The organism is Roseococcus sp. SYP-B2431 (assembly GCF_004336745.1).
In the GTDB taxonomy this organism is placed as follows: domain Bacteria; phylum Pseudomonadota; class Alphaproteobacteria; order Acetobacterales; family Acetobacteraceae; genus Roseococcus.
This window is the reverse complement of record NZ_SJXD01000011.1, coordinates 1,278,642-1,303,300: the sequence shown is the minus strand read 5'-3', so window position 1 is coordinate 1,303,300 and position 24,659 is coordinate 1,278,642. Positions and strand designations below refer to the sequence as shown.

Annotated in this window: 26 protein-coding genes; 15 read left to right on the top strand and 11 right to left on the bottom strand. The window is 71.1% G+C overall.

Annotated features, from left to right (window positions below; translation table 11 throughout):
• Positions 1-30 precede the first annotated feature (30 nt).
• The 3 genes from EJV46_RS07565 to EJV46_RS07555 form a co-directional block, all read right to left on the bottom strand.
• Complete coding sequence (locus EJV46_RS07565) at positions 31-462, bottom strand: DoxX family protein (protein WP_131547933.1); 432 nt, start codon at positions 460-462, stop codon at positions 31-33.
• Between the two features lie 85 nt (positions 463-547).
• Positions 548-1,057 carry a xanthine phosphoribosyltransferase gene (gene gpt, locus EJV46_RS07560; protein WP_131547932.1) on the bottom strand — a complete coding sequence of 170 codons (510 nt, stop codon included), beginning with the start codon at positions 1,055-1,057 and terminating at the stop codon, positions 548-550.
• The gene (locus EJV46_RS07555) at positions 1,057-1,398 is read right to left on the bottom strand and encodes a tRNA-binding protein (protein WP_131547931.1); all 342 of its coding nucleotides are present in this window, start codon (positions 1,396-1,398) and stop codon (positions 1,057-1,059) included. The genes gpt and EJV46_RS07555 overlap by 1 nt, the downstream gene beginning before the upstream one ends.
• Positions 1,399-1,541: 143 nt before the next feature.
• On the opposite strand from EJV46_RS07555, the gene EJV46_RS07550 reads away from it, so the two are divergent.
• The 4 genes from EJV46_RS07550 to EJV46_RS07535 all read left to right on the top strand — a co-directional run bounded on the left by EJV46_RS07550 (position 1,542) and on the right by EJV46_RS07535 (position 5,639).
• Positions 1,542-3,194 carry a gamma-glutamyltransferase family protein gene (locus EJV46_RS07550; protein ID WP_240782436.1) on the top strand — a complete coding sequence of 551 codons (1,653 nt, stop codon included), beginning with the start codon at positions 1,542-1,544 and terminating at the stop codon, positions 3,192-3,194.
• 143 nt (positions 3,195-3,337) lie between these two features.
• Positions 3,338-3,679: a DUF6525 family protein gene (locus tag EJV46_RS07545; RefSeq protein ID WP_131547930.1), complete on the top strand. Its 342-nt coding sequence runs from the start codon at positions 3,338-3,340 to the stop codon at positions 3,677-3,679.
• A gap of 63 nt (positions 3,680-3,742) precedes the next feature.
• The gene (locus EJV46_RS07540) at positions 3,743-4,021 is read left to right on the top strand and encodes a hypothetical protein (RefSeq protein WP_131547929.1); all 279 of its coding nucleotides are present in this window, start codon (positions 3,743-3,745) and stop codon (positions 4,019-4,021) included.
• 100 nt (positions 4,022-4,121) lie between these two features.
• Positions 4,122-5,639 (top strand): amidase, encoded by a 1,518-nt coding sequence (locus EJV46_RS07535; protein WP_131547928.1) that lies wholly within the window; start codon positions 4,122-4,124, stop codon positions 5,637-5,639.
• Positions 5,640-5,888: 249 nt separating this feature from the next.
• Here EJV46_RS07535 and EJV46_RS07530 read toward each other — a convergent pair whose 3' ends face one another.
• Together EJV46_RS07530 and EJV46_RS07525 are read right to left on the bottom strand one after the other, a co-directional pair.
• The gene (locus EJV46_RS07530) at positions 5,889-6,134 is read right to left on the bottom strand and encodes a hypothetical protein (protein WP_131547927.1); all 246 of its coding nucleotides are present in this window, start codon (positions 6,132-6,134) and stop codon (positions 5,889-5,891) included.
• 182 nt (positions 6,135-6,316) lie between these two features.
• A complete protein-coding gene (locus EJV46_RS07525) occupies positions 6,317-6,571 on the bottom strand; it encodes an Lrp/AsnC ligand binding domain-containing protein (protein ID WP_131547926.1) in 255 nt (84 codons plus the stop codon).
• Between the two features lie 122 nt (positions 6,572-6,693).
• On the opposite strand from EJV46_RS07525, the gene EJV46_RS07520 reads away from it, so the two are divergent.
• From EJV46_RS07520 to EJV46_RS07510, 3 genes are all read left to right on the top strand, one after another.
• Positions 6,694-8,394, top strand: a complete 1,701-nt coding sequence (locus EJV46_RS07520) for a Na/Pi cotransporter family protein (RefSeq protein WP_131547925.1) — start codon at positions 6,694-6,696, stop codon at positions 8,392-8,394.
• 102 nt (positions 8,395-8,496) lie between these two features.
• On the top strand, positions 8,497-9,570 hold the full coding sequence (locus EJV46_RS07515) for an ABC transporter ATP-binding protein (protein WP_131547924.1): 1,074 nt from the start codon (positions 8,497-8,499) through the stop codon (positions 9,568-9,570).
• Positions 9,567-10,559, top strand: coding sequence for an ABC transporter ATP-binding protein (locus EJV46_RS07510; RefSeq protein WP_131547923.1), 993 nt, complete (start codon positions 9,567-9,569; stop codon positions 10,557-10,559). The genes EJV46_RS07515 and EJV46_RS07510 overlap by 4 nt, the downstream gene beginning before the upstream one ends.
• 4 nt (positions 10,560-10,563) lie before the next feature.
• On the opposite strand, the gene EJV46_RS07505 is transcribed toward EJV46_RS07510, so the two are convergent.
• A complete protein-coding gene (locus tag EJV46_RS07505; RefSeq protein WP_131547922.1) occupies positions 10,564-11,598 on the bottom strand; it encodes a lipid A deacylase LpxR family protein in 1,035 nt (344 codons plus the stop codon).
• 218 nt (positions 11,599-11,816) lie between these two features.
• Between EJV46_RS07505 and EJV46_RS07500 the strand changes: the two genes are divergently transcribed.
• Together EJV46_RS07500 and EJV46_RS07495 are read left to right on the top strand one after the other, a co-directional pair.
• A complete protein-coding gene (locus EJV46_RS07500; protein ID WP_240782435.1) occupies positions 11,817-12,230 on the top strand; it encodes a YciI family protein in 414 nt (137 codons plus the stop codon).
• A 140-nt stretch (positions 12,231-12,370) separates the two neighbouring features.
• Entirely contained in the window at positions 12,371-13,609 is a 1,239-nt protein-coding gene (locus EJV46_RS07495) for an MFS transporter (RefSeq protein WP_206020728.1), read from the top strand.
• On the opposite strand, the gene EJV46_RS22715 is transcribed toward EJV46_RS07495, so the two are convergent.
• The 5 genes from EJV46_RS22715 to EJV46_RS07475 form a co-directional block, all read right to left on the bottom strand.
• Entirely contained in the window at positions 13,588-15,054 is a 1,467-nt protein-coding gene (locus EJV46_RS22715) for a sulfite reductase flavoprotein subunit alpha (protein ID WP_165585393.1), read from the bottom strand. The two genes, EJV46_RS07495 and EJV46_RS22715, sit on opposite strands and share 22 nt — an antisense overlap.
• A 3-nt stretch (positions 15,055-15,057) precedes the next feature.
• On the bottom strand, positions 15,058-15,960 hold the full coding sequence (locus EJV46_RS22710; RefSeq protein ID WP_165585392.1) for an FAD:protein FMN transferase: 903 nt from the start codon (positions 15,958-15,960) through the stop codon (positions 15,058-15,060).
• 80 nt (positions 15,961-16,040) lie between these two features.
• A complete protein-coding gene (locus EJV46_RS07485; protein WP_131547919.1) occupies positions 16,041-16,850 on the bottom strand; it encodes a DUF4198 domain-containing protein in 810 nt (269 codons plus the stop codon).
• Between the two features lie 13 nt (positions 16,851-16,863).
• The gene (locus EJV46_RS07480; protein WP_131547918.1) at positions 16,864-17,394 is read right to left on the bottom strand and encodes a DUF2271 domain-containing protein; all 531 of its coding nucleotides are present in this window, start codon (positions 17,392-17,394) and stop codon (positions 16,864-16,866) included.
• Between the two features lie 8 nt (positions 17,395-17,402).
• Entirely contained in the window at positions 17,403-18,053 is a 651-nt protein-coding gene (locus tag EJV46_RS07475) for a PepSY-associated TM helix domain-containing protein (protein ID WP_131547917.1), read from the bottom strand.
• Positions 18,054-18,361: 308 nt separating this feature from the next.
• On the opposite strand from EJV46_RS07475, the gene EJV46_RS07470 reads away from it, so the two are divergent.
• The 6 genes from EJV46_RS07470 (at position 18,362) to EJV46_RS07445 (ending at position 24,659) form a co-directional block, all read left to right on the top strand.
• Positions 18,362-19,297 carry a 4-hydroxy-tetrahydrodipicolinate synthase gene (locus EJV46_RS07470; RefSeq protein WP_131547916.1) on the top strand — a complete coding sequence of 312 codons (936 nt, stop codon included), beginning with the start codon at positions 18,362-18,364 and terminating at the stop codon, positions 19,295-19,297.
• A 151-nt stretch (positions 19,298-19,448) separates the two neighbouring features.
• Complete coding sequence (locus EJV46_RS07465; protein ID WP_131547915.1) at positions 19,449-21,146, top strand: thiamine pyrophosphate-dependent enzyme; 1,698 nt, start codon at positions 19,449-19,451, stop codon at positions 21,144-21,146.
• Between the two features lie 53 nt (positions 21,147-21,199).
• Positions 21,200-21,940, top strand: a complete 741-nt coding sequence (locus EJV46_RS07460; RefSeq protein WP_131547914.1) for an SH3 domain-containing protein — start codon at positions 21,200-21,202, stop codon at positions 21,938-21,940.
• 72 nt (positions 21,941-22,012) lie between these two features.
• A complete protein-coding gene (dapD, locus tag EJV46_RS07455; RefSeq protein WP_131547913.1) occupies positions 22,013-22,840 on the top strand; it encodes a 2,3,4,5-tetrahydropyridine-2,6-dicarboxylate N-succinyltransferase in 828 nt (275 codons plus the stop codon).
• Positions 22,841-22,944: 104 nt separating this feature from the next.
• The gene (dapE, locus tag EJV46_RS07450) at positions 22,945-24,093 is read left to right on the top strand and encodes a succinyl-diaminopimelate desuccinylase (protein WP_131547912.1); all 1,149 of its coding nucleotides are present in this window, start codon (positions 22,945-22,947) and stop codon (positions 24,091-24,093) included.
• On the top strand, positions 24,081-24,659 hold the full coding sequence (locus EJV46_RS07445; protein ID WP_131547911.1) for a hypothetical protein: 579 nt from the start codon (positions 24,081-24,083) through the stop codon (positions 24,657-24,659). Before dapE ends, EJV46_RS07445 begins: the two co-directional genes overlap by 13 nt.

Sequence of the window (24,659 nt, the reverse complement as noted above, 5' to 3'; positions counted from 1 at the left end):
GAACGAAGCAGCCCGGCGTTTGAGGCCTGCTCAGCCCCGCCGGTGGCAGAGGATCGCCGCCAGCATCAGCCCGCCGATGACGGAGATGTGCTCCACGGCAAAGAACATCTCCATCATCGCCCGCTCGCCCTCAAGCGCCCAGAAGTTGTGCGCGATGGGGATGGTCAGCGCGGTGAAGATGCCCAGCGCGCCGGCGCCGAGCCAGGCGTGGCGACCCGAGATCACCAGCGCCGAGCCGGTGAGCTGCGTGATAATGGTCGCGATCGCGAAGGCCGCCGGGGGATTCAGGCCGAACATCGCCATCTCGCGGGTGGCGAAGCCGAAATCGGCGAGCTTGGCGAAGCCGCTCATCCAGAAGGGCAGGGTCAGCAGTACGCGCGCGGCGACGCGGAAGGCGGCGGATTCGAGCAGCAGGGCGACGGGTCCGCGGGTCGCTGCGGGGAGGGAGGTGGCGGCGCTCATGGCGAGGTCTCCGGTAGGGGATGGCGAGGCCGCGCGATAAAGACGCCGAGGCCCGACCACAACCGGAGGTTTGTCGCATGTGTCGCTAGCGCGGCGCGGACTTCGCGATGGGGGCGACGAACTGCGCCTCGGTGTCCCAGGGGAAGAGGATCCAGGTGTCCTGGCTGACCTCCGTCACGAAGGTGTCGACCAGGGGCTTGCCGGCAGGCTTGGCATAGATCGTCGCGAAATGCGCGCCGGGCAGGGTCTGGCGCACCAGCCGCGCGGTGGTGCCGGTGTCGACGAGATCGTCGACCAGCAGCCAGCCGGAGCCGTCGCCGGCGGCCGTGGGCGGCTTGACCATCTGCGGCTCGCCGCGCTCCTCCTCGTCATAGGTGACGACGCTGACCGTCTCGATCACCCGGCAGTCCAGCTCGCGGGCGACGATGGCGGCCGGGATCAGCCCGCCCCGGGTGATGGCCACCACGCCCAGCCAGGGCCCGCGCTCCAGCAGCCGCCAGGCAAGCGCCTTGCTGTCGCGATGCAGCTGGTCCCAGGTGACGGTGAAATAGCGCGGCGCTGATGTCAGGACAGCCTGTGTCTGCACAGGAGGCATCAGAACATCCGGCCGCCGTCAGGGACCGCGAAGTCGGGCCGGAGCAGGACCACGGCGCCGTTCTCGTCCGGCACGCCGAGCACCAGGACCTCGCTGAGGAAGGGGCCGATCTGGCGGGGCGGGAAGTTCGTCACCGCCACGACCTGGCGACCGATCAGCCTGTCCGGCGTGTAATGCGCGGTCAGCTGCGCGGAGCTCTTCCTGACGCCCAGAGGCGCGCCGAAATCCACCCAGAGCTGGATGGCCGGCTTGCGGGCCTCGGGAAAGGGCTTCGCGTCGACGATGGTGCCGACCCGGATTTCCGCCCGCTCGAAATCCTCGAAGGTGATGGTGTCCGCCATGTCTCCGGGCTTAGCCGAAGCGGCCCGGCCGCGCCACGCCCTTCGCGAGGAGGGCGGCCTGCCCTCGAAATCTCCCGAGATTGCCGGGCCGGCATTCTGGGCTATTCTCCCGGCTCGCCAGAGCCATAGCGGGAGTCCTTAACATGAATGTCATTCCGTCCCTGGCGAGCCGCCCGGCTTTCCTCCAGGACCACGGCTACCGCGATTTCCACGCGCCCGGCCGCAGCCCCGCCGTCTCCATGCGCGGCATGGCGGCGACCTCCATGCCGGCGGCGACGCTGACCGCGCTCGACATCCTGCGCTCGGGCGGCAATGCCATGGACGCCGCCATCGCCGCGGTCGCGGTGCTCGGCGTGATCGAGCCGCAGAGCACCGGCATCGGCGGCGACTGCTTCTGCCTCTACGTCCCCGCCGGCAGCGGCAAGGTCTATGCGATGAACGGCTCGGGCCGCGCCGCCGCGGCCTCGACGTCCGAGAAGCTGCGCTCGCTGGGCGTGACCCAGCTGGTCGATACCAGCGCGCATGTCGTCACCATCCCCGGCGCCATCTCGGCCTGGGAGGCGCTGAATGCCGCCCATGGGCGTAAGGGCCTCGATGCGCTGCTGCAGCCCGCCATCAAATGCGCCGAGGAGGGCTTCCCCGTGTCGCCGCGCGTGGCGCTGGACTGGGCCGATGCCGCCTCCAAGCTCGCGTCCAACGAGGCGGCCGCGCGCCACTACCTGAAGAACGGCCAGGCCCCGCAGGTCGGCGACATCATGCGCTTCCCCGCGCTGGGCGCCACGCTGCGCAAGATCGCGGCGCAGGGCGCCCGCGGCTTCTACGAGGGCGAGGTCGCGGCCGATATCGTGAAGCACCTGCGCGCGCTCGGCGGCGTGCACACCGAGGAGGATTTCGCCAACGCCCTGCGCGGGGCGGAGTTCGTCGAGCCGATCAAGCGCGCCTGGCGCGACATGGAGATCTACGAATGCCCGCCGAACGGCTCGGGCATCGTGACGCTCATGATGCTCGGCATGCTCGAGACTTTCCAGGTGCCGGGCCAACCCATCTCGGCCGAGCGCTTCCATCGCCACATCGAGGCCGCCCGCCTCGCCTATCGCGACCGCGACGCCTTCATCGCCGACCCGTCGGTGGTGGAGGTGCCGACCGAGACGCTGCTCTCGGACGGGTATCTGCACGGCATGGCGAAGCAGATCACGGATTCGCATGCCATGGTGGTGCCGCCGGCGCCCGACACGCTCCTGCCCAAGCACCGGGACACCGTCTATCTCTGCGTGGTGGACGAGGACGGCAACGCCTGCTCCTTCATCAACTCGCTCTTCAAGAGCTACGGCTCGGGCATCCTCGCCGAGGGCTCGGGCGTGATGCTGCAGAATCGCGGCTTCGGCTTCCGCCTTCAGGAAGGGCATCCCAATTGCATCGCGCCGGGCAAGCGGCCGATGCACACCATCATCCCCGGCATGGCGATGAAGGACGGCAAGGCGGTCATGCCCTTTGGCGTCATGGGCGGCCACTTCCAGCCGATGGGCCAGTCGCTGCTGCTGTCCAACATGTTCGAATACGGCATGGACCCGCAGGCGGCGCTCGACGCGCCGCGCGTCTTCCCCGAGGACGGGAAGGTGCAGGTCGAGACGAGCGTGCCGAAGGAGGTCGTGGCGAAGCTCGACGCGCTGGGCCACAGCTGCACGACCATCGCGAAGCCGCATGGCGGCGGGCAGGCGATCTACATCGACCACTCGCGCGGCGTGCTGGTCGGCGGCAGCGATCCGCGCAAGGATGGCTGCGCGATGGGCTACTAGCCGGGCGAGGGCGCGCCGGTTCCCGGCGTCGCCCGCCCCATCTGCATCCCGGGGCCGCATCCCGGGGCCGCATCCCGGGGGCGCATCCCAGGGCCCCGAACCTCGTGCTTCGCGCCCCCCCGCGCCTCGGCTAGGAGGCGCGGATGGACAACAGCACCGCCACCAAGCCGCGCAGCCCCTTGAAGGGCGATCCCTATCGCGCCTTCGAGGAGCTGCCGGTCGAGGTGCGCCGCGCGCTGCAGGAATCCCTCGTGGACTGGTGCCCGCTGCGGGCCCGGGAATGGCTTCTCCATCTCGTCCGCAAGGAGCGGCTCCGTCCGGCCAAGGCCGCGGCCATGCTCGTCCGGACCATTCGCAGGATGGATCATGCCGAGGTGGCGGCCTTCGCCCGGACCTGGCCGAAGGGGGCGAAGGCCTATCCGCACCTGGCCGCCGGCGCGACCCTCCAGCGGTATGCGGGCAGGGGCGGTTTTCCCGCGGCGTGACCTCCCGCTAAAGTCCTTCGCGACGGCGGGCGAACAGCTCCCCTGCCGCGAAGGAGGTGCGCCTTGACGGAACCGCGAACCCGGATCGTCTTCGGTGCGGAAGGGATCGAGATCCTGCTGCGCGAGGAGAGTGGGGCGATCCGCGCCATCCCCCTCGATGTCGCCGCCGCGCCCTGGGCGCCCGAGGCTCTGGGCGACCCGGCGGTGACGGCGGCCCTGGACGAATGGGCCTTCTCCAACGTGATGCCCGGAGCGATCGACTGGCATTACCTCCAGGCGATCCTGATCCGCTGCGAGGTCGACGTGGATCGGCTGGCGGCGGAGCATCCGCCGCGGGGCTGATCGCGCGCGACGCGCCCGAGAGAACCCGGCGAGCGGCCCGCCGGCGTCTTGCGCAAGCTCCGGAAGCGGCGATGATCCTCGGAACGCTGGAGATTCCAAGATGACCGAGCCCTGTGACCTGACCGCGCTGGAGGCACGCCGCCTGATCGGCGCGAAGAAGCTCTCCTCGACCGAGCTGCTGGACTCCTGCCTCGGCCGCATCGGCCGGGTGAACCACGCGGTCAACGCCATGACGGCGATGGACGAGGAGGCCGCCCGCGCCACGGCCAGGGCCGCCGACGAGACGACCATGAAGGGCGGCCCGCTGCCGCTGCTGCACGGCCTGCCGCTGGGCATCAAGGACCTTGAGGAGACCAAGGGGCTGCGCACCACCTGGGGCAGCCCGATCTTCGCCAACCACGTCCCCGAGAAGGACGAGCACATGGTGGCCCATCTGCGCGCGCAGGGCGGCGTCGTGGTGGGCAAGACCAACGTGCCGGAATTCGGGCTGGGCGCGAACAGCCGCAACACCGTCTGGGGCGCGACGGGCAATGCCTTCGATCCCGAGTTCAACGCGGCCGGCTCCTCGGGCGGCTCGGCCGTGGCGCTGGCGACGAACATGATCCCGCTGGCCTCGGGCAGCGACACGGGGGGCTCGCTGCGCAACCCTGCCGCCTTCAACGGCATCATCGGCTATCGCCCGTCCTCGGGCCTTGTGCCGAGCTCGCGCCGGCCGCACGGCTGGTCGCCGCTGCCCATGCTGGGGCCGATGGCGCGCAACGTGCCCGACCTCGCGCTGATGATGTCGGCCATGGCCAGCGACGATGCCGTGGATCCGCTCGCCTACAGCTTCCACGGGAGGAAGATGCGCGAGGTGCCGGAATTCTATCATCCGGTCGCGCCGGCCGACCTCTCCTCGCTCAGGCTCGCCTTCACCGAGGATTTCGGGCAGGCCCCCACGGAGAGCATCGTCCGCCGCGCCTTCCGCAAGGTCGTGGCCGCGCTGGCGCCGATGTTCGCCCGCGCGGTCGAGGCCCATCCCGACGTCGCGGGCGGCGACGAGGCCTTCGAGGTGCTGCGCTCCACCGGCGTGCTGACCTCCCATGTCGAGAAGGTGCGGAACCGGCCGCAGGATTGCGGGCCGAACCTGCATGCCAATGTCGAGGAGGCGCTCGGCTACTCGCTGCAGGACCAGGCCAATGCGCTGGTCCGGCAGACGCAGATCTACCGCGGCTTCCAGACCTTCTTCGAGGAGCACTCGATCCTGGTCAGCCCGGCGATCTGCACGAGCCCGCGGCCCTGGCTGGAGCTCTATCCGGCGGTGATCGACGGCAAGCCGGTGCGGACCTACTTCCACTGGCTCAGCCTGGCCTATTACGTGACGCTCACCGGCCATCCGGCGATGAGCTTCCCCGTGGGCCTGGACGAGAAGGGCTTCCCCTTCGGCCTGCAGATCGTGGGCCCGCGCGGCGGCGACGTGCTGCTGCTGCAGGTGGCGGTGGCGATCGAGGCGGCCTTCGCGGGCGATGCCGAGTTCGGCCGGCCGCTGCCGGACCTGGCGGCGCTGGAGAAGGCGCCGCCCATGTCGTCCCGGCCCGGGTTCAAGACCTGGGATCAGGTGCCCTACACCCAGGCCTGATTACCCCCCTTCGGGAGCAGTGAGGCGGAATCTCAGGTTCCGCATCGGAGGGAGTTTCGTGACCCTCTGGGCCGGAATGTGATCCCGGCTCATGGCGCGCTCACGGTCTCTTCAGGGCGCGTGCCGGCGGAATTGCGCCGGGCGCGGCGTCGCCGCGGCCGAATCGAGGCACGCGGATGCGGCAAGGAGCGCGCGACGAAAGGCCCGGACGCCTGCGCGGCCGGGCCCGTTCGGGCGATCGATGGGGGACTACCAGCCCCGGCGGCCGTAGCCGTAGGAGGGGCGGGCATGGGCGTAGCGCGGCCCGCCATAGCCGTAGCCGCGACCGTGATAGCGCGGCCCGCTGTTCGAGGCGGCGATGGCCAGGCCCGTCGCGGCGAGCACGCCGGCGCCGAGCAGTCCGGTCGCGACCGGATCGACATTGCCATAGGGGTCCGTGCAGGCGGTGAAGCCGAGCAGGCCCGAGAGGGCGAGGGCAGGGAGAAGCTTGCGCATCGGACTGGCTCCTTCGGGAGCATCCGGTCCGGCGTTTCCGGCGCCGGGCCAGCGAGGGGGTTTCTTGCATCCTCTGGGAACGCAATCTGAACTCCGCCCATGGCGCGAAGAGGGTGTCTCCAAGGCGCGCGCCGGCGGAATTGCGGCGCCCGCCCTCTTCCAGTGTCAGGATTGCGGCGGAGCTAGCCCCGCCCGCCGGAGAAGGCGTTGAAGGTCTGCAGCGTGTAGGTGTCCTTCACGCCAGGCACGCTCTGCACCTTCTCGACCACGAAGAGTCCGATATCCTGGTCCGGCTCCAGGTAGAACTTCCCGAGGAGATCGTACTGGCCCGAGGTCGAGTGCATTTCCGACAGCTCCGCGATCGTGTCGGCCATCTCGCGGGCCACGCGATAGGCCTGTCCCATCTCGCACTTCACCATGACGAAGATCGCGCGCATGCCGGCTGCTCCTATATGGGGGCAAGATGGCTTCGTGGGCCGCCGACGTAAACCCGCCGCTCTTGGCATCCCGGGGACCAGGGTCCACCTTGTGACGGTTTTGTTGCAGCGGAGGCTGGCCCATGGGCTCCGAGATTCTGCTGCTGCTCCTCGGCAGCGTGGCTCTTCTTCTCTGGGGCGTGCGGATGGTGCGCACGGGCATGCTGCGCGCCCATGGCACGCTGCTGCGCCGCGCGCTCGGCGCCGCCGCCCGCAAGCGCCTGAAGGCCTTCCTGGGCGGGATCGCCGGCGCCTTCGCGCTGCAATCCTCCACGGCCGTGGCCGTCATCATCGGCGCCTTCGCGGGGCAGGGGCTGGTCTCCACCTCGGCGGCGCTGGCGGTGATGCTGGGCGCCGATCTCGGCACCAGCTTCGCGGCGCAGCTGCTGGCGCTCGACGTGAAATGGCTCTGGTCCGTGCTGCTGGCCGCCGGCGTGCCGCTGTTCCTCACGGCGCAGACCGACCAGCGGAAGGGCACGGCGCGGCTCGCCATCGGCCTCGGCCTCATCCTGCTCGCGCTCACCCAGATGGACCATGCCATCGCGCTGCTGCGCGATTCGCCCGTCATGGCGATGATCCTGCAGACGCTCGCGGCGGAGAAGCTGCTGGCCTTCCTGCTCGGCGCCGTCCTCACGGTGATGCTGCATTCCAGCCTCGCCTTCGTGATGCTGACCTTGTCGCTGGCCGGCTCCGGCCTGGTGGGGCCGGAGCTCGCGGTGGCGCTGGTGCTCGGCGCCAATGCCGGGGGCGCGATCGCGCCCGTGCTGTCGCTCGCCCATTCGAGCGCGGCGGCCCGGCGCGCGGCCTGGGGGCACCTCGCCATCCGCGGCGGCACGGCGGTGATCCTGATCCCCTTCGCCTGGTATCTGGGCGAGGCGCTGCACGCCGTCTTCTCCAGCCCGGCGGTGTTGGTCGCCATGGCGCATACCGGCTTCAACCTCTGCGGCTCCTTCGTCGGCCTGCCGCTGATCGACCCGATCGGCCGGCTGCTGGAGCGCCTGATTCCCGATGCCGAGCTGAGCGCCGATTCCGGCGCGCCGCGCCACCTGGACCCCGCGGTCCTCGACAACCCCGCCGAGGCGCTGGCCTGCGCCACCCGCGAGACCATCGGCCTCGGCGAGCGGGTGAGCGCCATGCTGGCCGAATCCTGGGCCGCCATCGAGACGGGCGACCCGCTGCGCATCAAGGCCGTCGAGCACGCGGACGATGCGGTGGACCGGCTGCACGAGGCCATCAAGCTCTACATCGTGCAGGCCTCGCGCGCCGAGATGAACGGCGAGGAGAGCGCCCGCGCGGTCGAGATCCTGGGCTTCGTCATGAATCTCGAGCATGTGGGCGACATCCTCGACAAGAGCCTCATGGAGCTGGCGGAGAAGCGCGGGAAGCTCGGCCTGTCCTTCTCGCCCCAGGGGCTGACGGAGCTGCGCGCCTTCCATGCGCGGATCATGGAGACGATGCGGCTCTCGCTGAACGTCTTCACCACGCGCGACATGGGGCTGGCGCGGCGGCTCTTCGCCGACAAGTCCGGCCTGCGCGCGGCCGAGCGCGACGCGGCGCAGCTGCACTTCTCCCGTCTGCGCGAGGGGGTGGCCGAATCGCTGGAGACCAGCGCCATCCATCTCGACATGATCCGCGACCTCAAGCGCATCCACGGCCACCTGACCTCGGTGGCCTACCCTATCCTGGAGGCGGCCGGCGAGCTGGCCGAGAGCCGGCTGCGCGAGCGGGAAGCCGGCCTGCGCCCGCCGGGGCGCGACCCCGGAGTGGCGCCCGCAAGGGCTTGAGCCGCCGCGCCCTGCCCAGGATTGCGGCAAAGCCGCGCGGCGCCTGGATCGGGGTGTCGTAAATCGCTGCGACCTCGGCCCGTGACCGGCTATCCTGCCGGGATGGAAGCGATCGAAGACCGCGGCGGCCCCGCGCAGCCCCTGCTCGCCGTGAAGGGGCTGCAGAAGCATTTCCCCATCAAGGGTGGGCTGCTCGGGCGCACCCAGGCTGTCGTGCGGGCGGTGGACGGCGTGGAATTCGACGTCCTCAAGGGCGAGACGCTGGGCATCGTGGGGGAATCCGGCTGCGGCAAGTCCACCACCGCGCGGCTGCTCATGCGGCTCATGGATCCGGACGTGGGCAGCATGGTCTTCGACGGCGAGGCCGTGGGCGAGAACGAGCAGGCGGGCGGGCTGCCGCTGCGGGACTACCGGCGCCAGGTGCAGATGGTCTTCCAGGACAGCTACGCCTCGCTGAACCCGCGCCTGACGATCGAGGAGACCATCGCCTTCGCCCCCCGCATCCACGGCCTCTCGGGCGAGGAGGCGGTGACGCGGGCGCGCGAGCTGCTGGCGGCCGTGGGCCTCGCGCCGGCCAATTTCGCCCGCCGCTACCCGCACGAGCTCTCGGGCGGGCAGCGGCAGCGCATCAACATCGCGCGCGCGCTGGCGCTGCGGCCGAAGCTGGTGATCCTGGACGAGCCCGTCTCGGCGCTCGACAAGTCGGTCGAGGCCCAGGTGCTGAACCTGCTGGTGGACCTCAAGGCCGAGTTCGGGCTGACCTATGTCTTCATCAGCCACGACCTGAACGTGGTGCAGTACATCAGCGACCGCGTGCTGGTGATGTATCTCGGCGAGGTCGTCGAGATGGGGCCGGTGGACGCGATCTACGAGCGCGCGGGCCACCCCTACACGCGCGCGCTGCTGGACAGCCGGCCCTCGATGGACCCGGCGTTCCGCCGCACCAGGCCGCCGCTGACGGGCGATCCCCCGAACCCGGTGAACCCGCCCTCCGGCTGCCGCTTTCGCACGCGCTGCCCCTATGCGGAAGGCGTCTGCGCGGAGCGGAAGCCGGTGATGGCCGGTCTGGGCGAGGGGCACATCGTCTCCTGCCACATGGCCTCGGCCGACAGCGGGCACAGCAAGGCCGGCCGGCTCTACGAGGTGCCGCCGCCGCGCGCGGAGATGGTGGCATGAGCGCCGTGCTCAAGCCGGCCCAGGCGCCCCTGGTGAAGCTGCGGGACCTGAACGTGACCTTCGTCACGCGCGACCGCACGGTGCATGCGGTGAACGGCGTGGACCTGGACGTGGCGCCCGGCGAGGTGCTGTGCATCCTGGGCGAGAGCGGTTCCGGCAAATCGGTCACGCTGCGCGCGTTGATGAAGCTGCTGCCGAAATTCGCGCGCATCTCCGGCACGATCGAGGTCGCCGGCAAGGACGTGACGAAGATGAGCGAGCGGCAGCTCGCCAACTTCCGCGGCACCGACGTCGCCATGATCTTCCAGGAGCCCATGACGGCGCTCGACCCCGTCTTCACCATCGGCCGCCAGATCGCCGAGACGGTGCAGCGGCACGAGGGCGTCTCGCGGGCCGCGGCCAATGCGCGGGCGCTCGAGCTGCTGGAGCTCGTGCAGATTCCCTCCGCGAAGCGCCGGCTGGACGCCTATCCGCACGAGCTGTCCGGCGGCCTGCGCCAGCGCGCGATGATCGCCGTCGCGCTCGCCTGCCGCCCCAAGCTGCTGCTGGCCGACGAGCCGACCACCGCGCTCGACGCCACCGTGCAGATCCAGGTGCTGCTGCTGCTGCGCGAGTTGCAGGAGCGGCTGGACATGGGCGTGATCTTCGTGACGCACGATCTCGGCGTGGCGGGCGAGATCGCGGATCGCGTGGCCGTGATGTATGCGGGCCGCGTGGTGGAGGAGGGGCCCGTCGCCGGCCTCATGGCCGGGCCGCTGCATCCCTATGCGCAGGGCCTGCTGGGGGCCACGGTGCATGCGGGCCTGCGCGGCCAGCGGCTGACGACCATCCCCGGCGCGCCACCGACGCTCGATGTGGCGCCGACGAACTGTGCCTTCTCGCCGCGCTGCCAGTTCGTGCGCGGCGAGTGCGTGGAGCGCGTGCCCTCCCTGCGCTCGCCCTCGCCGGAGCGGCAGGCCCGCTGCGTCCTTGTGCAGGACCGGGCCTGACGGCTCAGAACCGGAAGGCGACGCCGATCGAGCCGTATTGCGAGTTGCCCCGCTGGGTCTCGAACTCGCGGCTGCGGATCGTATAGGTCGCGGTGAGCCTGGCGCGCCGGTACATGATCGCGAAGCCGACGCTCGCATCGCCGACCAGCGGCTCCCGGTCCACGCGCGGGCCGTCGCGCCAGGTGTTGCCGTCGAGGAAGATGTTGCGCGCCACGGCCCGGCCCTCGACGCCGGCGAAGACATACCAGCCGAAGCCGCTCCCCTCGGGCTGGAAGAAGGCCGAGCCCGACTGCGCCGGCCTCGTGCGCGGCGGCCCGAAATCGGCGTTCAGGTTGCTGCCGAACCGCACCAGCATGCCGCCGCTGGCATAGGTATAGACATTGCCGAGGCTGGCATTGACGCTCGGCACGAAGCCGTATTGCAGCCCGTCGATCCCCGTCTCGTAATTCCAGCGCCATTGCCGGCCGACGATCAGGTTGATGCCGAACTCGTCCTTGAGCTGGTGGTTCCAGCCCTCGGCGCGGTCGAAGTTGCGCAGCCGGTGCACGCCGTTCTGGAACTGCTCGCCCAGCGCGCCGGGCCCGACGATGCCCATCTGCAGCTCGACGCTGCCATAGGAGGTCGCGGTGTAGGAGGCCAGCGAGAGCGAGCCGAAGAGCCAGCCGGCATAGGGCCGGTCCCGCGGGTCCGGGTTGCGGCGCGCCGTGTCCTCGGGCGTGAAGATGTTCTGGCCGAAGGAGACGCCCCATCGCGGGGTGCCGCCCTCGGGGAAGATCAGGCTCATGCGGCCGGTGACCGCCGAGATCCAGCGCGGCGGGTCGTAGGAGGGCGAGCGCCAGTCGAACTGGAAGCCGCTGGTGTAGTTCTTGTCGGTGCCGGCGAAGAGGTCGTTGTCCAGCAGGAAGGAGAAGGTGCCGCGCGGGTCCGGGATCTGCACCTCGGGCAGGGGATCGCCCAGGCTAGGGCCTCCGGCCGTCTGCGCCTGGGCGGCCGCGGTGCCGAGGATCAGGACGGTGCCGAGAATTCCGAGAATGCGCATGTGGATCCTGAACTTGGGAGGAGTCGTGGCGGCATGCGCCGGGCCCGGGGCGGGCGCAGGTCGTTGCCGAAGCTCTAATGGGCCAGGACGGCTGCGGTTGCGACCGGCCCTGCCGTAAAAAAGATCCGGCGCGGCCTGTCGGGAGCCGGCGGGCCGGATCGTCCTGGGAAGGAGGCCGCTGAAGGCCTCGAGGATCGGAGGAGAGCGCGATGCGCGTGATGGTTCTAGTGAAGGCGACGGCGGAGAGCGAGACCGGCGGGATGCCATCGACCGAGTTGCTGACGGCAATGGGTAAATTTAACGAGTCGCTGGTCGAGGCCGGGGTGATGCAGGCGGGCGAAGGGCTGCATCCCTCCTCGAAGGGCAAGCGGATCGCCTTCGACGGGCCCGGCCGCCGGGTCATCGACGGTCCCTTTGCCGCGACGGGCGAGCTCGTCGCCGGCTTCTGGATCTGGCAGGTGAAGGACATGGACGAGGCGGTCGCGTGGGTGAAGCGCTGCCCCAATCCGATGACCGGCCCGAGCGAGATCGAGATCCGGCCCATTTTCGAGGCGGCGGATTTCGGCGAGGCGATGACGCCGGAGCTCCAGCAGATGGAGCAGCGGATGCGGGACAGCACGGCCGGCCGTTGAGACGGGGGCCTTCGCCCCTCCTCAGCTACCCTCGACCTCCCGGGCGAGCGACTCCAGCAGCCCGCGCGATCGATAGCCAGGTTAAGACTAAAGTTTTGCCGTACCCTGGCCGCGCTCGCGCGCTCCGGTATCAAAGGCGCATGACCGCCGCGCCCATGTCCTACCGACTGCTCCTGGCCGCCGCCGGCCTCCGCCCGCTGCTGGCGGCGACGCTGCTGTCGCGGCTCGCCTCGCGCATGTTCATGCTGACCATCGTCCTCTATGCGCTGGGCCGTTTCGATTCCCCGGCGATGGCGGGCTGGCTGGGCTTCGCGGCCATGGCGCCGGGCCTCGCGGTCAGCCCCATCGCGGGCGCGCTGCTGGACCGCATGGGCCCGGCCTGGGCCGTCGCGCTGGACATGGCGGTCAGCGGGGCGCTGGTGCTTGCCCTCGTCGCGCTGGACGTGGCGGGGCTGGCCTCCGCGCCGCTGGTGATCGCGCTGGTGGCGCTCTACTCGCTGACCAGCCCGCTGGGCACGGCGGGCGTCCGTACCTTGCTGCCGCGCCTCGTGCCGCCAGGCGGGCTGGAGCGCGCCAATGCGCTGGACACGTCGATCCACGCGCTGGTGAACGTGGCGGGGCCGGCCCTCGCGGGTGCGCTGGTGGGCCTCGCCGGCGCGCATGCGGCGCTGGCCGTGGTGGGGCTGACCTATGCCGCCGCGGCGCTGTGCATCGGCCTGGTCCGCGAGCCGCCCCGGCCGCCCTCCGCGAGCGGCCCCCTGCTGCTCCAGGCGCTCCAGGGCGTGGTGCGCGTCCTGCGGCAGCCGACGCTGCGCGGCCTCGCCGTCTGCTACGCACTTTATCAGATGAGCTGGGGCATCCTGGTCGTGGCGGTGCCCGTCTTTGCCACCCGGAATTTCTCGCCCAGCACCGCCGATTTCGTCTCCGGCCTGCTCTGGGCCTGCATCGGCGTGGCCGGCGGCCTCGGCGCGCTTCTCATGGGGCGCGTGCGGATGGCCGGGCGCGAGCGGCTGTTCATTGCGGGCGGCATGCTGGCGGCGGGCCTCGCGATCTGCCCGGTGGCGAGCTTCTTCGGCCTCGCGGGGCTGGTGCTGGGGCTGATGGCGGTGGGCGCGCTGGCAGGCCCGATCGACGTCGGCCTGCTGACCCTGCGCCAGCGCCGGACGGATCCGGCGGAGCTCGGCCGCGTGCTCTCCGTCTCGATGAGCCTGAACTTCGCCGGCTTCCCGATCGGCACGGCGGTGGCCGGGTGGCTGCTGAGCGGGTCGGTGACGCTGGCCTTCGTGGTGGCGGGGCTCGCCGCGATGCTGGGCGCCGCGATGGCCCTGGCGATGATTCCCGCGGCCGACGATCGCGATCAGTACACGTCGCGGCGGTAGAGCCCTTCCTCGGCCAGGCGCTCCAGCGTCTCGTGGGCGAGCGCTTCGGTCAGCGCCGCATGCACGCCGGCCGACATGCCCTCCAGGCTGCCGCAGACATAGATCGCGGCGCCGTCGTCCACCCATTCGCGCAGGCCGTCCGCCGCGTCGCGCAGCCGGTCCTGCACGTAGAGGCGCGCCGCCTGGTCGCGCGAGAAGGCGAGGTCCAGCCGCGCCAGGACGCCCGCCGCGACCCAGCCCTCGATCTCCTCGCGGTACAGAAAATCCCTTTCGCGGCTGCGCTCGCCGAAAACGAGCCAGTTGCGCCGCCGCCCCGCCGCCTCGCGCGCCTTGAGATGCGCGCGCAATCCGGCGATGCCCGTGCCGTTGCCGACGAGGATCATCGGCCGGTCCTCCTCCGGCGCGTGGAAGCTGCGGTTGCTGCGGACGCGAAGGGCGATGGGGCTGCCCATGGGCGCATGCTCCGTCAGCCAGCCGGAGCCGAGGCCGAGCCGCCCGTCCGGATGCCGGGCTTGGCGCACCACCAGCTCCAGCCGTCCCTCGCTGGCGAGCGAGGCGATGGAGTATTCGCGATGGGGCAGAGGCTTCTGCCGCTCCCGCGCCTGCTCGGGCGAGAGGCCCTCCAGCTCGGACGGATCGTCGGGCAGAATCCGGTCGCGCAGGGCTTCGAGGAAATAGGGCGGGAAGCGGTCCAGCGCCGCGCGGGCGTTGCGCGGGCCGATCTCGGCGATGTCGCCGGCCTGCCATTGCGCCGCGCCTTCCGGCGGCTCGAGCGCGAGGTGAAAGGCCGGCCCGCCGGGGCTGCCGGGGTTGAGCAGCCGCCGCTCGACCAGCCGCCATTCGGCGAAGCGCGCCGGCGCCCAGTCGGGGGTCTCGCTGGTGCCGGCGATCTTGCCGAGGTGATATTGCCAGTGACGCAGCGCGCCGCCATCGGCGTCGTCCACCTCGACGCGGTCGAAGAGCGGCGTGGCGCCCTGGATCTGCAGCCAGGCGTCGAGCTGCCGGCCGAAGGCGCAGTAGCGCGCATAGGAGCTGTCGCCGAGCGCGAGCAGCCCGTAGTCCAGGCCCGACAGCGCGGCCTTGCGCCCCATCACGCGGCGGACGAAGCGGGCGGCGTGGTCCGGCGCGTCCCCCTCGCCGGTGGTGCTGACGACGAAGACGGCGCGGCCGGCGACGGCCAGCGTGTCGGCATCCAGCGTCTCCAGCGGCGCGAGACGGGCGGGGACGCCGCCCTCCTGCAGGGCTTCCGCGCTGCGCCGGGCGATCTCCCCGGCGAAGCCGGTCTGGCTGGCATAGGCGACGAGCACTGGTTCCTGACGGCCCGCGATCGCGGCGAGCCCGGGGGCGCGCCGCCGCCGGCGGCGCCAGGCGACGAAGCCGCAGAAGCCGGCATAGGCCAGCAGCACCGCGCCGGCGGTCAGGTAGCGCTCGATCTCGGGCGACAAGGGTCAGTCCAGCATGGCGGCGAAGACGGGGGACATGTGCTCGGCGAGGCGGCCCTCCTCGCGCGTGACGAAGAGCGCGCCGATTCCCTGGCGCGTGGCCAGCTCCAGCCCGTCCCGCACGCCGAGCACGGAGAGCGCCGTGGCCCAGGCGTCGGCCCGCATGCAGCTGGGGTGCAGCACCGTGACGGAGGCGACCTCGTTCGCGACGGGCCAGCCCGTGCGCGGATCCAGCGTATGGCCGTAGCGGCGGCCGTCCCGCTCGAAGAAGCGGCGGTAGTCGCCCGAGGTCGCGACGGAGAGCCCGTGCAGCGCCACGACGAAATCTTCCCCGGGGGCCGCGGCGCCCGGCACGGATTCCAGCGCTACCCACCAGGGCGAGCCGTCCGGCTTCATGCCCTGGCCGCGCAGCTCGCCGCCGATCTCGACCAGGAAGGAGGCGATCCCGAGCGACGCGAGATGCATGGCGACCAGATCCACCGCATGGCCCTTGGCGATGCCGGAGAAGTCCAGCCCCATTCCCCCGGGCTGCAGCACTCGGCTCTGGGCGAAAGGCAGCTTTCGCCAACCGACGTGCGCCATCGCCTGCGCGATGTCCTGGGCCTCCGGCATGGCGCGGGCGGCGGGCGGTGGCCCGAAGCCCCAGAGATTCACCAGCGGCGCCACGGTGGGGTCGAAGGCGCCGTCGCTGGCTTCCGCGATCTCCAGCGCGCAGGCCAGCACCGTCGCGAATTCCGCCGGATGCGCATGGCGCGACCCAGCCGGGGCCGCGTTGAAGCGGCAGAGGTCGGAATCCGGCCGCCAGCCGCTCATCTGCGCGATCACCCTTTCCAGCACCGCCTCGATGCCGGGGCGCAGCGCGGAGGTCTCCGCGCCGCCCGGATAGCGCACCGACCAGGTGGTCCCCATGGTCGCGCCGCCCAGGCTCCGCAGCTCGCCCGGGCGGGGCGGGGCCAGCGGCGCCGTTAGCTCCGGGACGAGAACCCGGTTCAGGGAAGGACCTCGAGCGTCGCGGCGTAGCCGGCATTGCGCTGCACGCCGGGAATGCCGGAGTTGGCGTCGCGCACCGAGGCGCCGATCCAGTGCATGCCGGGCCCGGCCCAGCGGATCTCGAACACGCCGTCCTCGCCGGTCTTCACCTTCTGGTCGTTTACCGCGTCGCGGTAGCGGTTGCCGCCGGGCACCACCTCGACATCGACGCCGGCGGCCGGGCGGCCGTCGAGCAGCAGGCGGAAGCGCGCGGGCTCGCCGGCGACCAGGTCGTTGGGATGCGTCACGGGGACCATCTCCAGCCCCTCGTTCAGCGGCTGCAGCACGCGGTCATTGGGCGCGCCGCGGGTGACGAAGAACTCGACGCGGCGCTGGCTCAGCGTTACGCGGAGGTTCTCCGCGTTCTGCGGCACCTCGCGGGCGAAGGCCTCGCGCGTGCCGCGCCAGCGCTTCTGCTGCCCGCCCTCGCGCCAGCTGGCGGAAAGGCCGCCGCCGGCCACGGAGGCGCGGTAGGTGCCGGCCTGAGTCAGCCGGAAATCGAAGGTGCTGCGGTAGCGGCCGCGCGACTGGTTCTCGGCGGTCACCTGGCTGCCGTCGGGCGCCATGATGGCCAGCCCGTCGAGCTGCATCGGGAAGTGCTCGAAGTAGAAGAGGTCGTTGGAGACGGCGGCGTCCACCGTCACCCAGGGGTCGTTGCCCGAGAGCACCGTGGCCGAGGGCATCATCCAGGAGCGGTGTGCCTGCGCCGTGCCGATCGGCAGGGCGACCATGGCGGCCAGGAGGAGCCGCCGGAGAGGGAAGCTTTTCATCACTTCTGGCCTTTCAGGGTTGGGTGGAGACGGAGAAGGTGCCGAGCTCGGTCGAGCCCTGTGCCGAAGCCGTGGGGGCGGAGCCGGTCTGCGAGGCCGCGGGCGGCCACTGGAAGGGCACGCGCAGCAGCTCGCGGCCGCCCACCTCGCGCGCGGCCTCGACCACGAGGTTGTATTGGCCGGCCGGCAGGCCGGCGAGCGGGCCGCTCGCCCCGTCGAAGCGCAGCGTGTGGCGGCCCGGGGCGCGGGTCGCGCCGCTCACGCCGTCGATCGGGAAGCGCAGCTCGCGGCCCGTGCGGCGCCACCATTGCCGCATGTCCTTCAGCCACTTCTCGCCCTCGTTGTCGCGCAGGCGGATCGCGTACCAGACCGCGAGGTTGGCGGCCGCGGACTGGTCGGGCCGCTCCACCCAGAGGGCCACATAGGGCCGGTGGTACTCGGCCACGGTGAGCGCCGGGATCTCGATGGTGACGTTCAGCTCGGCGGCGCCGGCCGCGGCTGGAAGGACGGCGGCGCTGGCGGCGAGGGCGGGTAGAAGACGCATGGAACCTCTCAATGGATGAACAGGATGGCGAGGAGGACCGGCACCACGAGCCCGAGCCCGACCATCGGCCAGGTCGTGGGCCGGCCGCCGGCATGCATGTGCAGCAGGAACAGCCCGGTGAGGCAGAAGACGAGGCAGGCGACGGCGAAGACATCGAGGAACCAGCTCCAGGCCGTGCCGGTGTTGCGGCCCTTGTGCAGGTCGTTGAGGTAGGAGACCCAGCCGCGCGTGGTGACCTCGTGGCGGGCCTCGCCGGATTCGCGGTCGATGTTGATCCAGGCGTCGCCGCCGGGGCGGGGCAGGGGGAGGTAGATTTCGTCGGCGGACCATTCGGCCTCGCGCTCGCCGGCGGTGACGCCGAATTCGCGGCTGATCCAGTCGCGGACCGGTTGGGGCAGGGCGCGCTTCACCTCGCCCTGGGTGGGCGGCAGGGCTTCCAGCAAAGCGGCGGGCATGGTCGCCGTGCGCGCCGTAGTACGCGGCGAGGCCTCGATCTGGCCGGCATGGTTCAGCGTGATCCCCGTCACCGCGAAGAGCAGCATGCCGATCAGGCAGATGGCCGAGCTGATCCAGTGCCACTGATGCAGCTGCTTCAGCCAGAAGGATCGGTTGCCGGCCACGAGCGGTGGCCTGGCCGTGCCGGACTTGCTCGGGGTCATGGGGCCTCGTTGCGAATGGTTCGCAAATAACCGGTCTCCGGCCCGCGTGCAAATGTCGTAACGTAACGGCGGCCGAACGCGTGCCGCCCGTGCCTGTCGCCGCGCTCTTGACGGCGGCGGGTTCCCCCGCGGATGCTGCCGGCGTGATCCCGAGCCGCTCCAAGCCCGCGACGTCCAAAAACTGCCCCGCGAGGGGCATCACGGATCTGCGCGCGCCGTAGGAGCGGCGACTCAGGATCACGTTGGCCCCGCCGGTTGGACGGGGTCGCTGGTCAGGACTCGTCTCCGGCATCGAGGAGACGAACCACGTGCATGTAAACCACCCGATTCCTGGCGGCCTCTGGCTGCCGCTCGTCACGCCGTTTCGCGACGGCGCCCTGGACGAGGCCTCGCTACGCCGCATGACGCGGCACTATGCCCGCGAGCCGCTCGAAGGCCTGATCGTAGCCGCGACGACCGGCGAGGGTCTCACGCTCGAGGACGGGGAGACGGAGCAACTCGTCCACCTCGTGGCCGCCGAGCTGGACGCCGCCGGCCGGCGCCTGCCGCTCTTCCTCGGCCTTTCCGGCAGCGACACGCGCAGGATGGCCAAGGCCCTGGACCGGACCGCGCCCTGGCCGCTGGACGGCTATCTGATCACCTGCCCCTACTACACGCGACCCTCGCAGGACGGCATGGTCCGCCACTTCTCCGTCCTGGCCGAAGGCACCGGCCGGCCGATCCTGATCTACAACATCCCGTATCGGACGGGCGTCAATCTCGGCAACGCGGCCCTGCTGGATCTCGCCGCGCGGCACGCCAACATCGTCGGCGTCAAGGACTGCGCGGCCGAGATGGGCCAGTCCTTCGACCTGCTGCGCCGCAAGCCGCAGGGCTTCACGGTGCTCACCGGCGAGGACGCCTTCTACCATCCGATGCTGACGCAGGGCGCGGAGGGCGGGATCATCGCCTCGGCGCATGTGGAGACGCGCGCCTTCGCCGCTATCCGCGAGAGGCTGCAGGCGGGGGACGCGGCGGCTGCGCTGGCGGCGTGGCGCGCCATCTCCGACCTGCCGCGGCTGCTCTTCGCCGAGCCGAGTCCGGCGCCGATCAAGCACTGGCTGTGGCGCGCGGGCCTGATCGACAGTCCGGAGCTTCGATTGCCGATGATGCCGGTGAGCGACGGGCTCGCTTCGCGGATCGACGAGGAAGTCGACCGGCGCGGCATGGATGCCGCCGCCGGGCTGGCAGCCGGACAGGCCTGACCGGGCCGACGCGGATCTGGATGGGGGTTGCCGAAGCGCCCCCATTTCCCCGCGGCGGTCCGATGGGAGGCGGCACCCCTTCCCCGCGGACGGGTGACGCGCCGGTGAACCCGGTCTAGCTTCCGGCCGGTTCCGAAGGGGGAAGTGTCGCATGGCGAAGTCGCCGAAGCAGGGTCAATCCATCACCGAGCGCAGCGGCGGCAAGCTGCTGGCCGACGCCCTGGTGGCACAGGGCGCCACGCATGTCTTCGCGGTCCCCGGGGAGAGCTATCTCGACCTGCTGGACGGCCTCTACTCCGTTCGCAACCGGATCGAGCTCATCACCTGCCGCTTCGAGGCCGGCGCCGTCCACATGGCCGAGGCCCATGGCAAGCTGACCGGCAAGCCGGGCGTCGCCATCGTCACGCGCGGCCCGGGCGCCTGCCACGCCGCCATCGGCGTGCATGTCGCCATGCAGGACAGCACGCCGCTGATCCTGCTGGTCGGCCAGATTCCCGTCGTCGAGACCGACCGCGAGACCTTCCAGGAGGTCGACTACCGCAAGATGTTCGCGCCGCTCGCCAAGTGGGTGACGCAGATCGACGACGCCGACCGCATCCCCGAGATCATGGCCCATGCCTTCGACGTGGCGGTCAGCGGCCGTCCGGGCCCGGTGGTCGTCGCCATTTCCGAGGAGATGCAGAAGGATCTCGTTTCCGTGCCCGACATCGGGCCCGCGAAGGTGCTGCCCGCCCATCCGGCGCCGGCCGCCATTCCCGAGATGATGGCGCTGCTGGCCAAGGCCGAGCGCCCGCTCGCCATCGTCGGCGGCAGCGGCTGGACGGAAGAGGGCCGCGCCGCCATCCGCGACTTCGTCGTCGCCAACGACATCCCGACCGCGGTCTCCTTCCGCCGGCAGGGGCTGTTCGACGGCACTTCGGAGCATTTCGCGGGCGATCTCGGCGTCGGCGCCGATGCGAAGCTCGTGGCCGCCGCCAAGGAAGCCGACCTCATCCTCGCCTTCGGCACGCGCATGGGCGAGCCGGTGAGCCAGGGCTACACGCTGCTGGACATGGCGGGCGCCACGCCCATCGTGCAGGTCTATCCCGACCAGGCCGAGATCGGCCGCGTCTACCGCGTCGCGCTCGGGGTCACCTCCGACGTGAACGCCTTCGCCGTGGCGCTGCAGGGCCAGAAGGTGAAGCAGCCGCGCTGGGGCGCCTGGCGCCAGCAGGTCCGCGCCGCCCGCGAGGAGCAGGCGGCCGCCCCGGAATACGAAGGCAAGATCAACCTCGCCCGCGCGCTCCAGGCCCTCGAGAAGGAACTGCCGGCCGACACCATCTTCACGACGGATGCCGGCAACTTCGCCACCTGGCCCACGCGCTTCATGCATGTGAAGGAGGGCCAGGATTTCCTCGGCCCGACCAACGGCGCCATGGGCTATGGCGTGCCGGCGGCGATCGGCGCGGCCATCTCCTATCCGGACCGGCAGGTGGTCTGCTTCGTGGGCGACGGCGGCTTCATGATGACGGGCCAGGAGATCGCCACCGCCTTCCACCACGGCGTGGCGCCAATCATCCTGGTCTTCAACAATGCCATGTACGGCACGATCCGCATGTACCAGGAGCGCGTCTACCCGGAGCGCGTCAGCGGCACGATGCTGACCAACCCCGACTTCACCCGCTTCATCGAGGCCTTCGGCGGCCATGGCGAGCTGGTGGAGACCACCGAGGAGCTGGTGCCGGCCTACAAGCGCGCGGTCGCGAGCGGCAAGCCCGCCATCATCGAGATCCGCATCAATCCGGAGCAGGTCACGAACCGCGCGACCATCTCCGACCTGCGCGCGCAGGGGAAGGGCGCGAAGAAGTAGCCCGGTCCATTCCGGGATATGCGTTGCGGGGCGAGGGGAGTTATCCTCGCCCGGTGCGCAATCCATGGAACCTTCTGGTCGTCCTTCTTGCTCTCGGCGCCTGCGACGAGAAGGAGGCCGCCGCCCCGGCGCCCGCCCCGGCCTCCCGCCAGCAGGCGGCGCGGGACGCGGCGACGGCCGCGCTGCGCGAGCGGCTGGGCGGGCGGGAGACTCAGCTGCGCGGTGTGCAGGTGTTCTCCCAGGCGCTGGCCGACACCGTGGCCGTCTGCGGCCGGTCCAGCGCCGGGGTGGGCGATCCCTACATCCCCTATGTCGCGGTCCTGGCCTTTCAGGGCGGCACCGCGCGCGTGACGGGCTTCACGCTCGGCGCCACGGGCCCCGAGGCCACGCGCGTCTTCCTGGAAATGGTGGACCGCTGCTTCGACGGCGGCGGCCCCCTGACGAACCGGCCCATGGCGCGCAGCTACCCGCCCTTGCCGGTCATCGGCGCGGGCGATCCCGCCGAGACCGCCGCACTGCCGCCGTCCCAGCCCAGCCCGCCCACGGCCGCCGCTCCTCCAGCGCCGGTTCAGGCCGGCAGCCTACCCGCCTCCCGGCAGACGGTCGTCACCTGGTCCCGCACCGGCGCCAATCTTCGCAGCGGGCCGGTGGGCGGCGAGGTCATCGGCGTCGTTCCGGCCTCGACCACGCTCGAGGTGATCGGCGAGGCGCCCGGCGGGTGGTACCAGGTGGGGCGGGACGGCGTGGCCATCGGCTGGCTGCATGCCTCCGTGCTGGAGCCTTCCGGACGCTGAGATCGGCGCTGGGCCTGATTGACTCCCCCGCGCCTCGCTGCGAAGCCTCTTCGCGTCATCCGAGGAGCCGTCATGTCCAGCCTGCAATCCACCATCGAGTCCCTCTGGGAGAAGCGCGACACGCTTTCCGCCGCCACCCAGGGCGAGCCGCGCGAGGCCGTCGAGGCGGCGCTGGAGATGCTGGACAGCGGCAAGGCCCGCGTCGCCGAGCCCAAGGACGGCGGTTGGCACGTGAACCAGTGGCTGAAGCAGGCGGTGCTGCTCTCCTTCCGGCTCAGCGATTCCGCGCCCATGGACACCTCCGCCGGCGCCTACGACAAGGTGCCGCTGAAGTGGGAGGGCTGGGGCCCGAACCGCTGGAAGGAAGCCGGCTTCCGCGCCGTGCCGGGCGCCATCGCCCGCCGCTCCGCCTATATCGCGCCGAACGTGGTGCTGATGCCGAGTTTCGTGAATCTCGGCGCCTATGTGGGCGGCAGCACCATGGTCGACACCTGGGCGACCGTCGGTTCCTGCGCGCAGATCGGCAAGAACGTGCATCTCTCGGGCGGCGTGGGCGTCGGCGGCGTGCTGGAGCCGCTGCAGGCGAACCCGGTCATCATCGAGGACGACTGCTTCATCGGCGCTCGCTCCGAGGTGGTCGAGGGCGTGATCGTGGAGCAGGGCTCGGTGCTCTCAATGGGCGTCTTCCTCTCCGCCACCACCAAGATCATCGACCGCAACACGGGCGAGATTTTTGTCGGCCGCGTGCCGTCCTATTCGGTGGTGGTGCCGGGCAACCTTCCGGGCAAGCCGCTGCCCGACGGCACGCCGGGGCCGAGCCTCTACTGCGCCGTGATCGTGAAGCGGGTGGACGCGCAGACGCGCGCGAAGACCTCGATCAACGACCTGCTGCGCGACTGAGCGAGGGGTCGTTCGCATGCGCTCACGCCCCTCGCTCAGTTGCTTTGCTTTGACGCATTTTCCGAGCCTTCGAGCAAAGCCGCTCGACTTGAAAATGCTTTAGCGTGCGCGGCAATCTTCCCGAGGAGCCGAACGACCCGATCCCGCTGGCGCAGGCGCTCATCCGCTGCCGCAGCGTGACGCCGGCCGACGGCGGCGCGCTCGCGACCATGGAGGCGGCGCTCGCGCCGCTGGGGTTCACCTGCACGCGGCTGAAATACGGCGAGGTGGACAATCTCTTCGCCCGCCGCGGCACCGGGGGGCCGCATCTCTGCTACGCCGGCCATACCGACGTGGTGCCGCCCGGCGACGAGGCCGCCTGGGCCGACGATCCCTTCGCCGCGGTGATCAGGGACGGCGTGCTCTATGGCCGCGGCGCGTGCGACATGAAGGGCGGCATTGCGGCCTTCGTCGCGGGGCTGGCCGACTTCCTCGCCGCCAATCCGGACCATCCCGGCTCCATCTCGCTGCTCATCACCGGTGACGAGGAGGGGCCAAGCGTGGACGGCACCCGCCGCGTCTTGGAATGGATGGCGGAGAACGGCCACACCCCGGACATGTGCGTGGTGGGCGAGCCGACCTCCAAGATGCAGCTCGGCGACACCATCAAGGTGGGACGGCGCGGCAGCATGAATGCCTGGATCACCGTGAAGGGGCGGCAGGGCCACAGCGCCTATCCGCATCTCGCCGACAATCCGGTGCATCGGCTGATCCGCGTGCTGAACGCCCTCACCGCCGCGCCGCTGGATGCCGGCTCGCAGTTCTTCGAGGCCTCCACGCTCCAGGTCACCGGCCTCCAGGTGGACAATACCGCGACCAACGTGATCCCGGCCGAGGCCAAGGCCTTCTGCAACATCCGTTTCAACGACCACCATCACTCCGCCGCGCTCACCGAGCGCCTCCGCGCGGTGCTGGCCGAGCATGCGCCGGATCATGAGCTGCGCGTCTCGGTCTCGGGCGAAAGCTTCCTCACCGAGCCCGGCCCCTTCGTGGAGGCGCTGCAACGGGCGGTGCGCCGCGGCACGGGGCTGGAGGCGAAGCTCGACACCGGCGGCGGCACCTCGGATGCCCGCTTCATCACGCATTACTGCCCCGTGGCCGAGCTCGGCGCGGTCGGCGCCACGCTGCACCAGCGCGACGAATCCGCGCCGGTCGCGGAGCTGCGGGCGCTCGCCGGGCTCTACCGCCTCGTGATCGAGGAGTGCCTGCGCTGAACCCGCCCAGCGTGGCCAACGGCATCGCCGCGGCCCTTCTCTTCGCGCGCGGTCGGGCCGTCGGCCTGGCGCTGATCGCCCCGGGAATGGAGGGCGCGCGGCATTCCTTCCTTGCGGCGGCCATCTGCCTGCCGGTGCTGCTGGCGCTGCGCGTCTTCGGCTGGTCGATGCAGGGCGCGCCGCCGAGTGGCGCCGCCGTGGCGCTGGCGGCCGAGCTGATCGGCTACACGCTGGGCTGGGTGGCCTTCGCGCTGGCCTCCCGCGTGCTGGCGCATCAGGCGCAGCGCGGCGGCGACTGGCCGCGCTTCATCGCGGCCTGGAACTGGTCGAACCTCGTGCAATATGCCTTGCTGATCGTGCTGCTGCTGCCGAGCGTGCTGGGCCTGCCGGGCTGGATCGGCAATGCGCTGGGGCTGGCGGCGGTGGGCTATGCGATCTGGCTGGAGTGGTTCGTCACGCGCACGGCGCTGAACCTGCCGGGGCTGACGGCGGCGATGTTCGTGATCCTGGACCTGGCGCTCGGCCTGTTCATCGGCGGCGTGACGGCGCGCATCTCGGGCGGCTGA

Bases quoted from the DNA above. Each gene is read 5' to 3' on its own strand.
- EJV46_RS07480 (WP_131547918.1), bottom strand. From the start codon at position 17,394: ATGCGTCTTCTACCCGCCCTCGCCGCCAGCGCCGCCGTCCTTCCAGCC.
- dapD (WP_131547913.1), top strand. From the start codon at position 22,013: ATGTCCAGCCTGCAATCCACCATCGAGTCCCTCTGGGAGAAGCGCGAC.
- gpt (WP_131547932.1), bottom strand. From the start codon at position 1,057: ATGCCTCCTGTGCAGACACAGGCTGTCCTGACATCAGCGCCGCGCTAT.
- EJV46_RS07475 (WP_131547917.1), bottom strand. From the start codon at position 18,053: ATGACCCCGAGCAAGTCCGGCACGGCCAGGCCACCGCTCGTGGCCGGC.
- EJV46_RS07495 (WP_206020728.1), top strand. From the start codon at position 12,371: ATGACCGCCGCGCCCATGTCCTACCGACTGCTCCTGGCCGCCGCCGGC.
- EJV46_RS07465 (WP_131547915.1), top strand. From the start codon at position 19,449: ATGGCGAAGTCGCCGAAGCAGGGTCAATCCATCACCGAGCGCAGCGGC.
- EJV46_RS07485 (WP_131547919.1), bottom strand. From the start codon at position 16,850: ATGAAAAGCTTCCCTCTCCGGCGGCTCCTCCTGGCCGCCATGGTCGCC.
- EJV46_RS07545 (WP_131547930.1), top strand. From the start codon at position 3,338: ATGGACAACAGCACCGCCACCAAGCCGCGCAGCCCCTTGAAGGGCGAT.
- EJV46_RS07515 (WP_131547924.1), top strand. From the start codon at position 8,497: ATGGAAGCGATCGAAGACCGCGGCGGCCCCGCGCAGCCCCTGCTCGCC.
- EJV46_RS07510 (WP_131547923.1), top strand. From the start codon at position 9,567: ATGAGCGCCGTGCTCAAGCCGGCCCAGGCGCCCCTGGTGAAGCTGCGG.
- EJV46_RS22710 (WP_165585392.1), bottom strand. From the start codon at position 15,960: ATGGGGACCACCTGGTCGGTGCGCTATCCGGGCGGCGCGGAGACCTCC.
- EJV46_RS07500 (WP_240782435.1), top strand. From the start codon at position 11,817: ATGGTTCTAGTGAAGGCGACGGCGGAGAGCGAGACCGGCGGGATGCCA.
- EJV46_RS07555 (WP_131547931.1), bottom strand. From the start codon at position 1,398: ATGGCGGACACCATCACCTTCGAGGATTTCGAGCGGGCGGAAATCCGG.
- EJV46_RS07505 (WP_131547922.1), bottom strand. From the start codon at position 11,598: ATGCGCATTCTCGGAATTCTCGGCACCGTCCTGATCCTCGGCACCGCG.
- EJV46_RS07520 (WP_131547925.1), top strand. From the start codon at position 6,694: ATGGGCTCCGAGATTCTGCTGCTGCTCCTCGGCAGCGTGGCTCTTCTT.
- EJV46_RS07525 (WP_131547926.1), bottom strand. From the start codon at position 6,571: ATGCGCGCGATCTTCGTCATGGTGAAGTGCGAGATGGGACAGGCCTAT.
- EJV46_RS07565 (WP_131547933.1), bottom strand. From the start codon at position 462: ATGAGCGCCGCCACCTCCCTCCCCGCAGCGACCCGCGGACCCGTCGCC.
- EJV46_RS07535 (WP_131547928.1), top strand. From the start codon at position 4,122: ATGACCGAGCCCTGTGACCTGACCGCGCTGGAGGCACGCCGCCTGATC.
- EJV46_RS07530 (WP_131547927.1), bottom strand. From the start codon at position 6,134: ATGCGCAAGCTTCTCCCTGCCCTCGCCCTCTCGGGCCTGCTCGGCTTC.
- EJV46_RS07550 (WP_240782436.1), top strand. From the start codon at position 1,542: ATGAATGTCATTCCGTCCCTGGCGAGCCGCCCGGCTTTCCTCCAGGAC.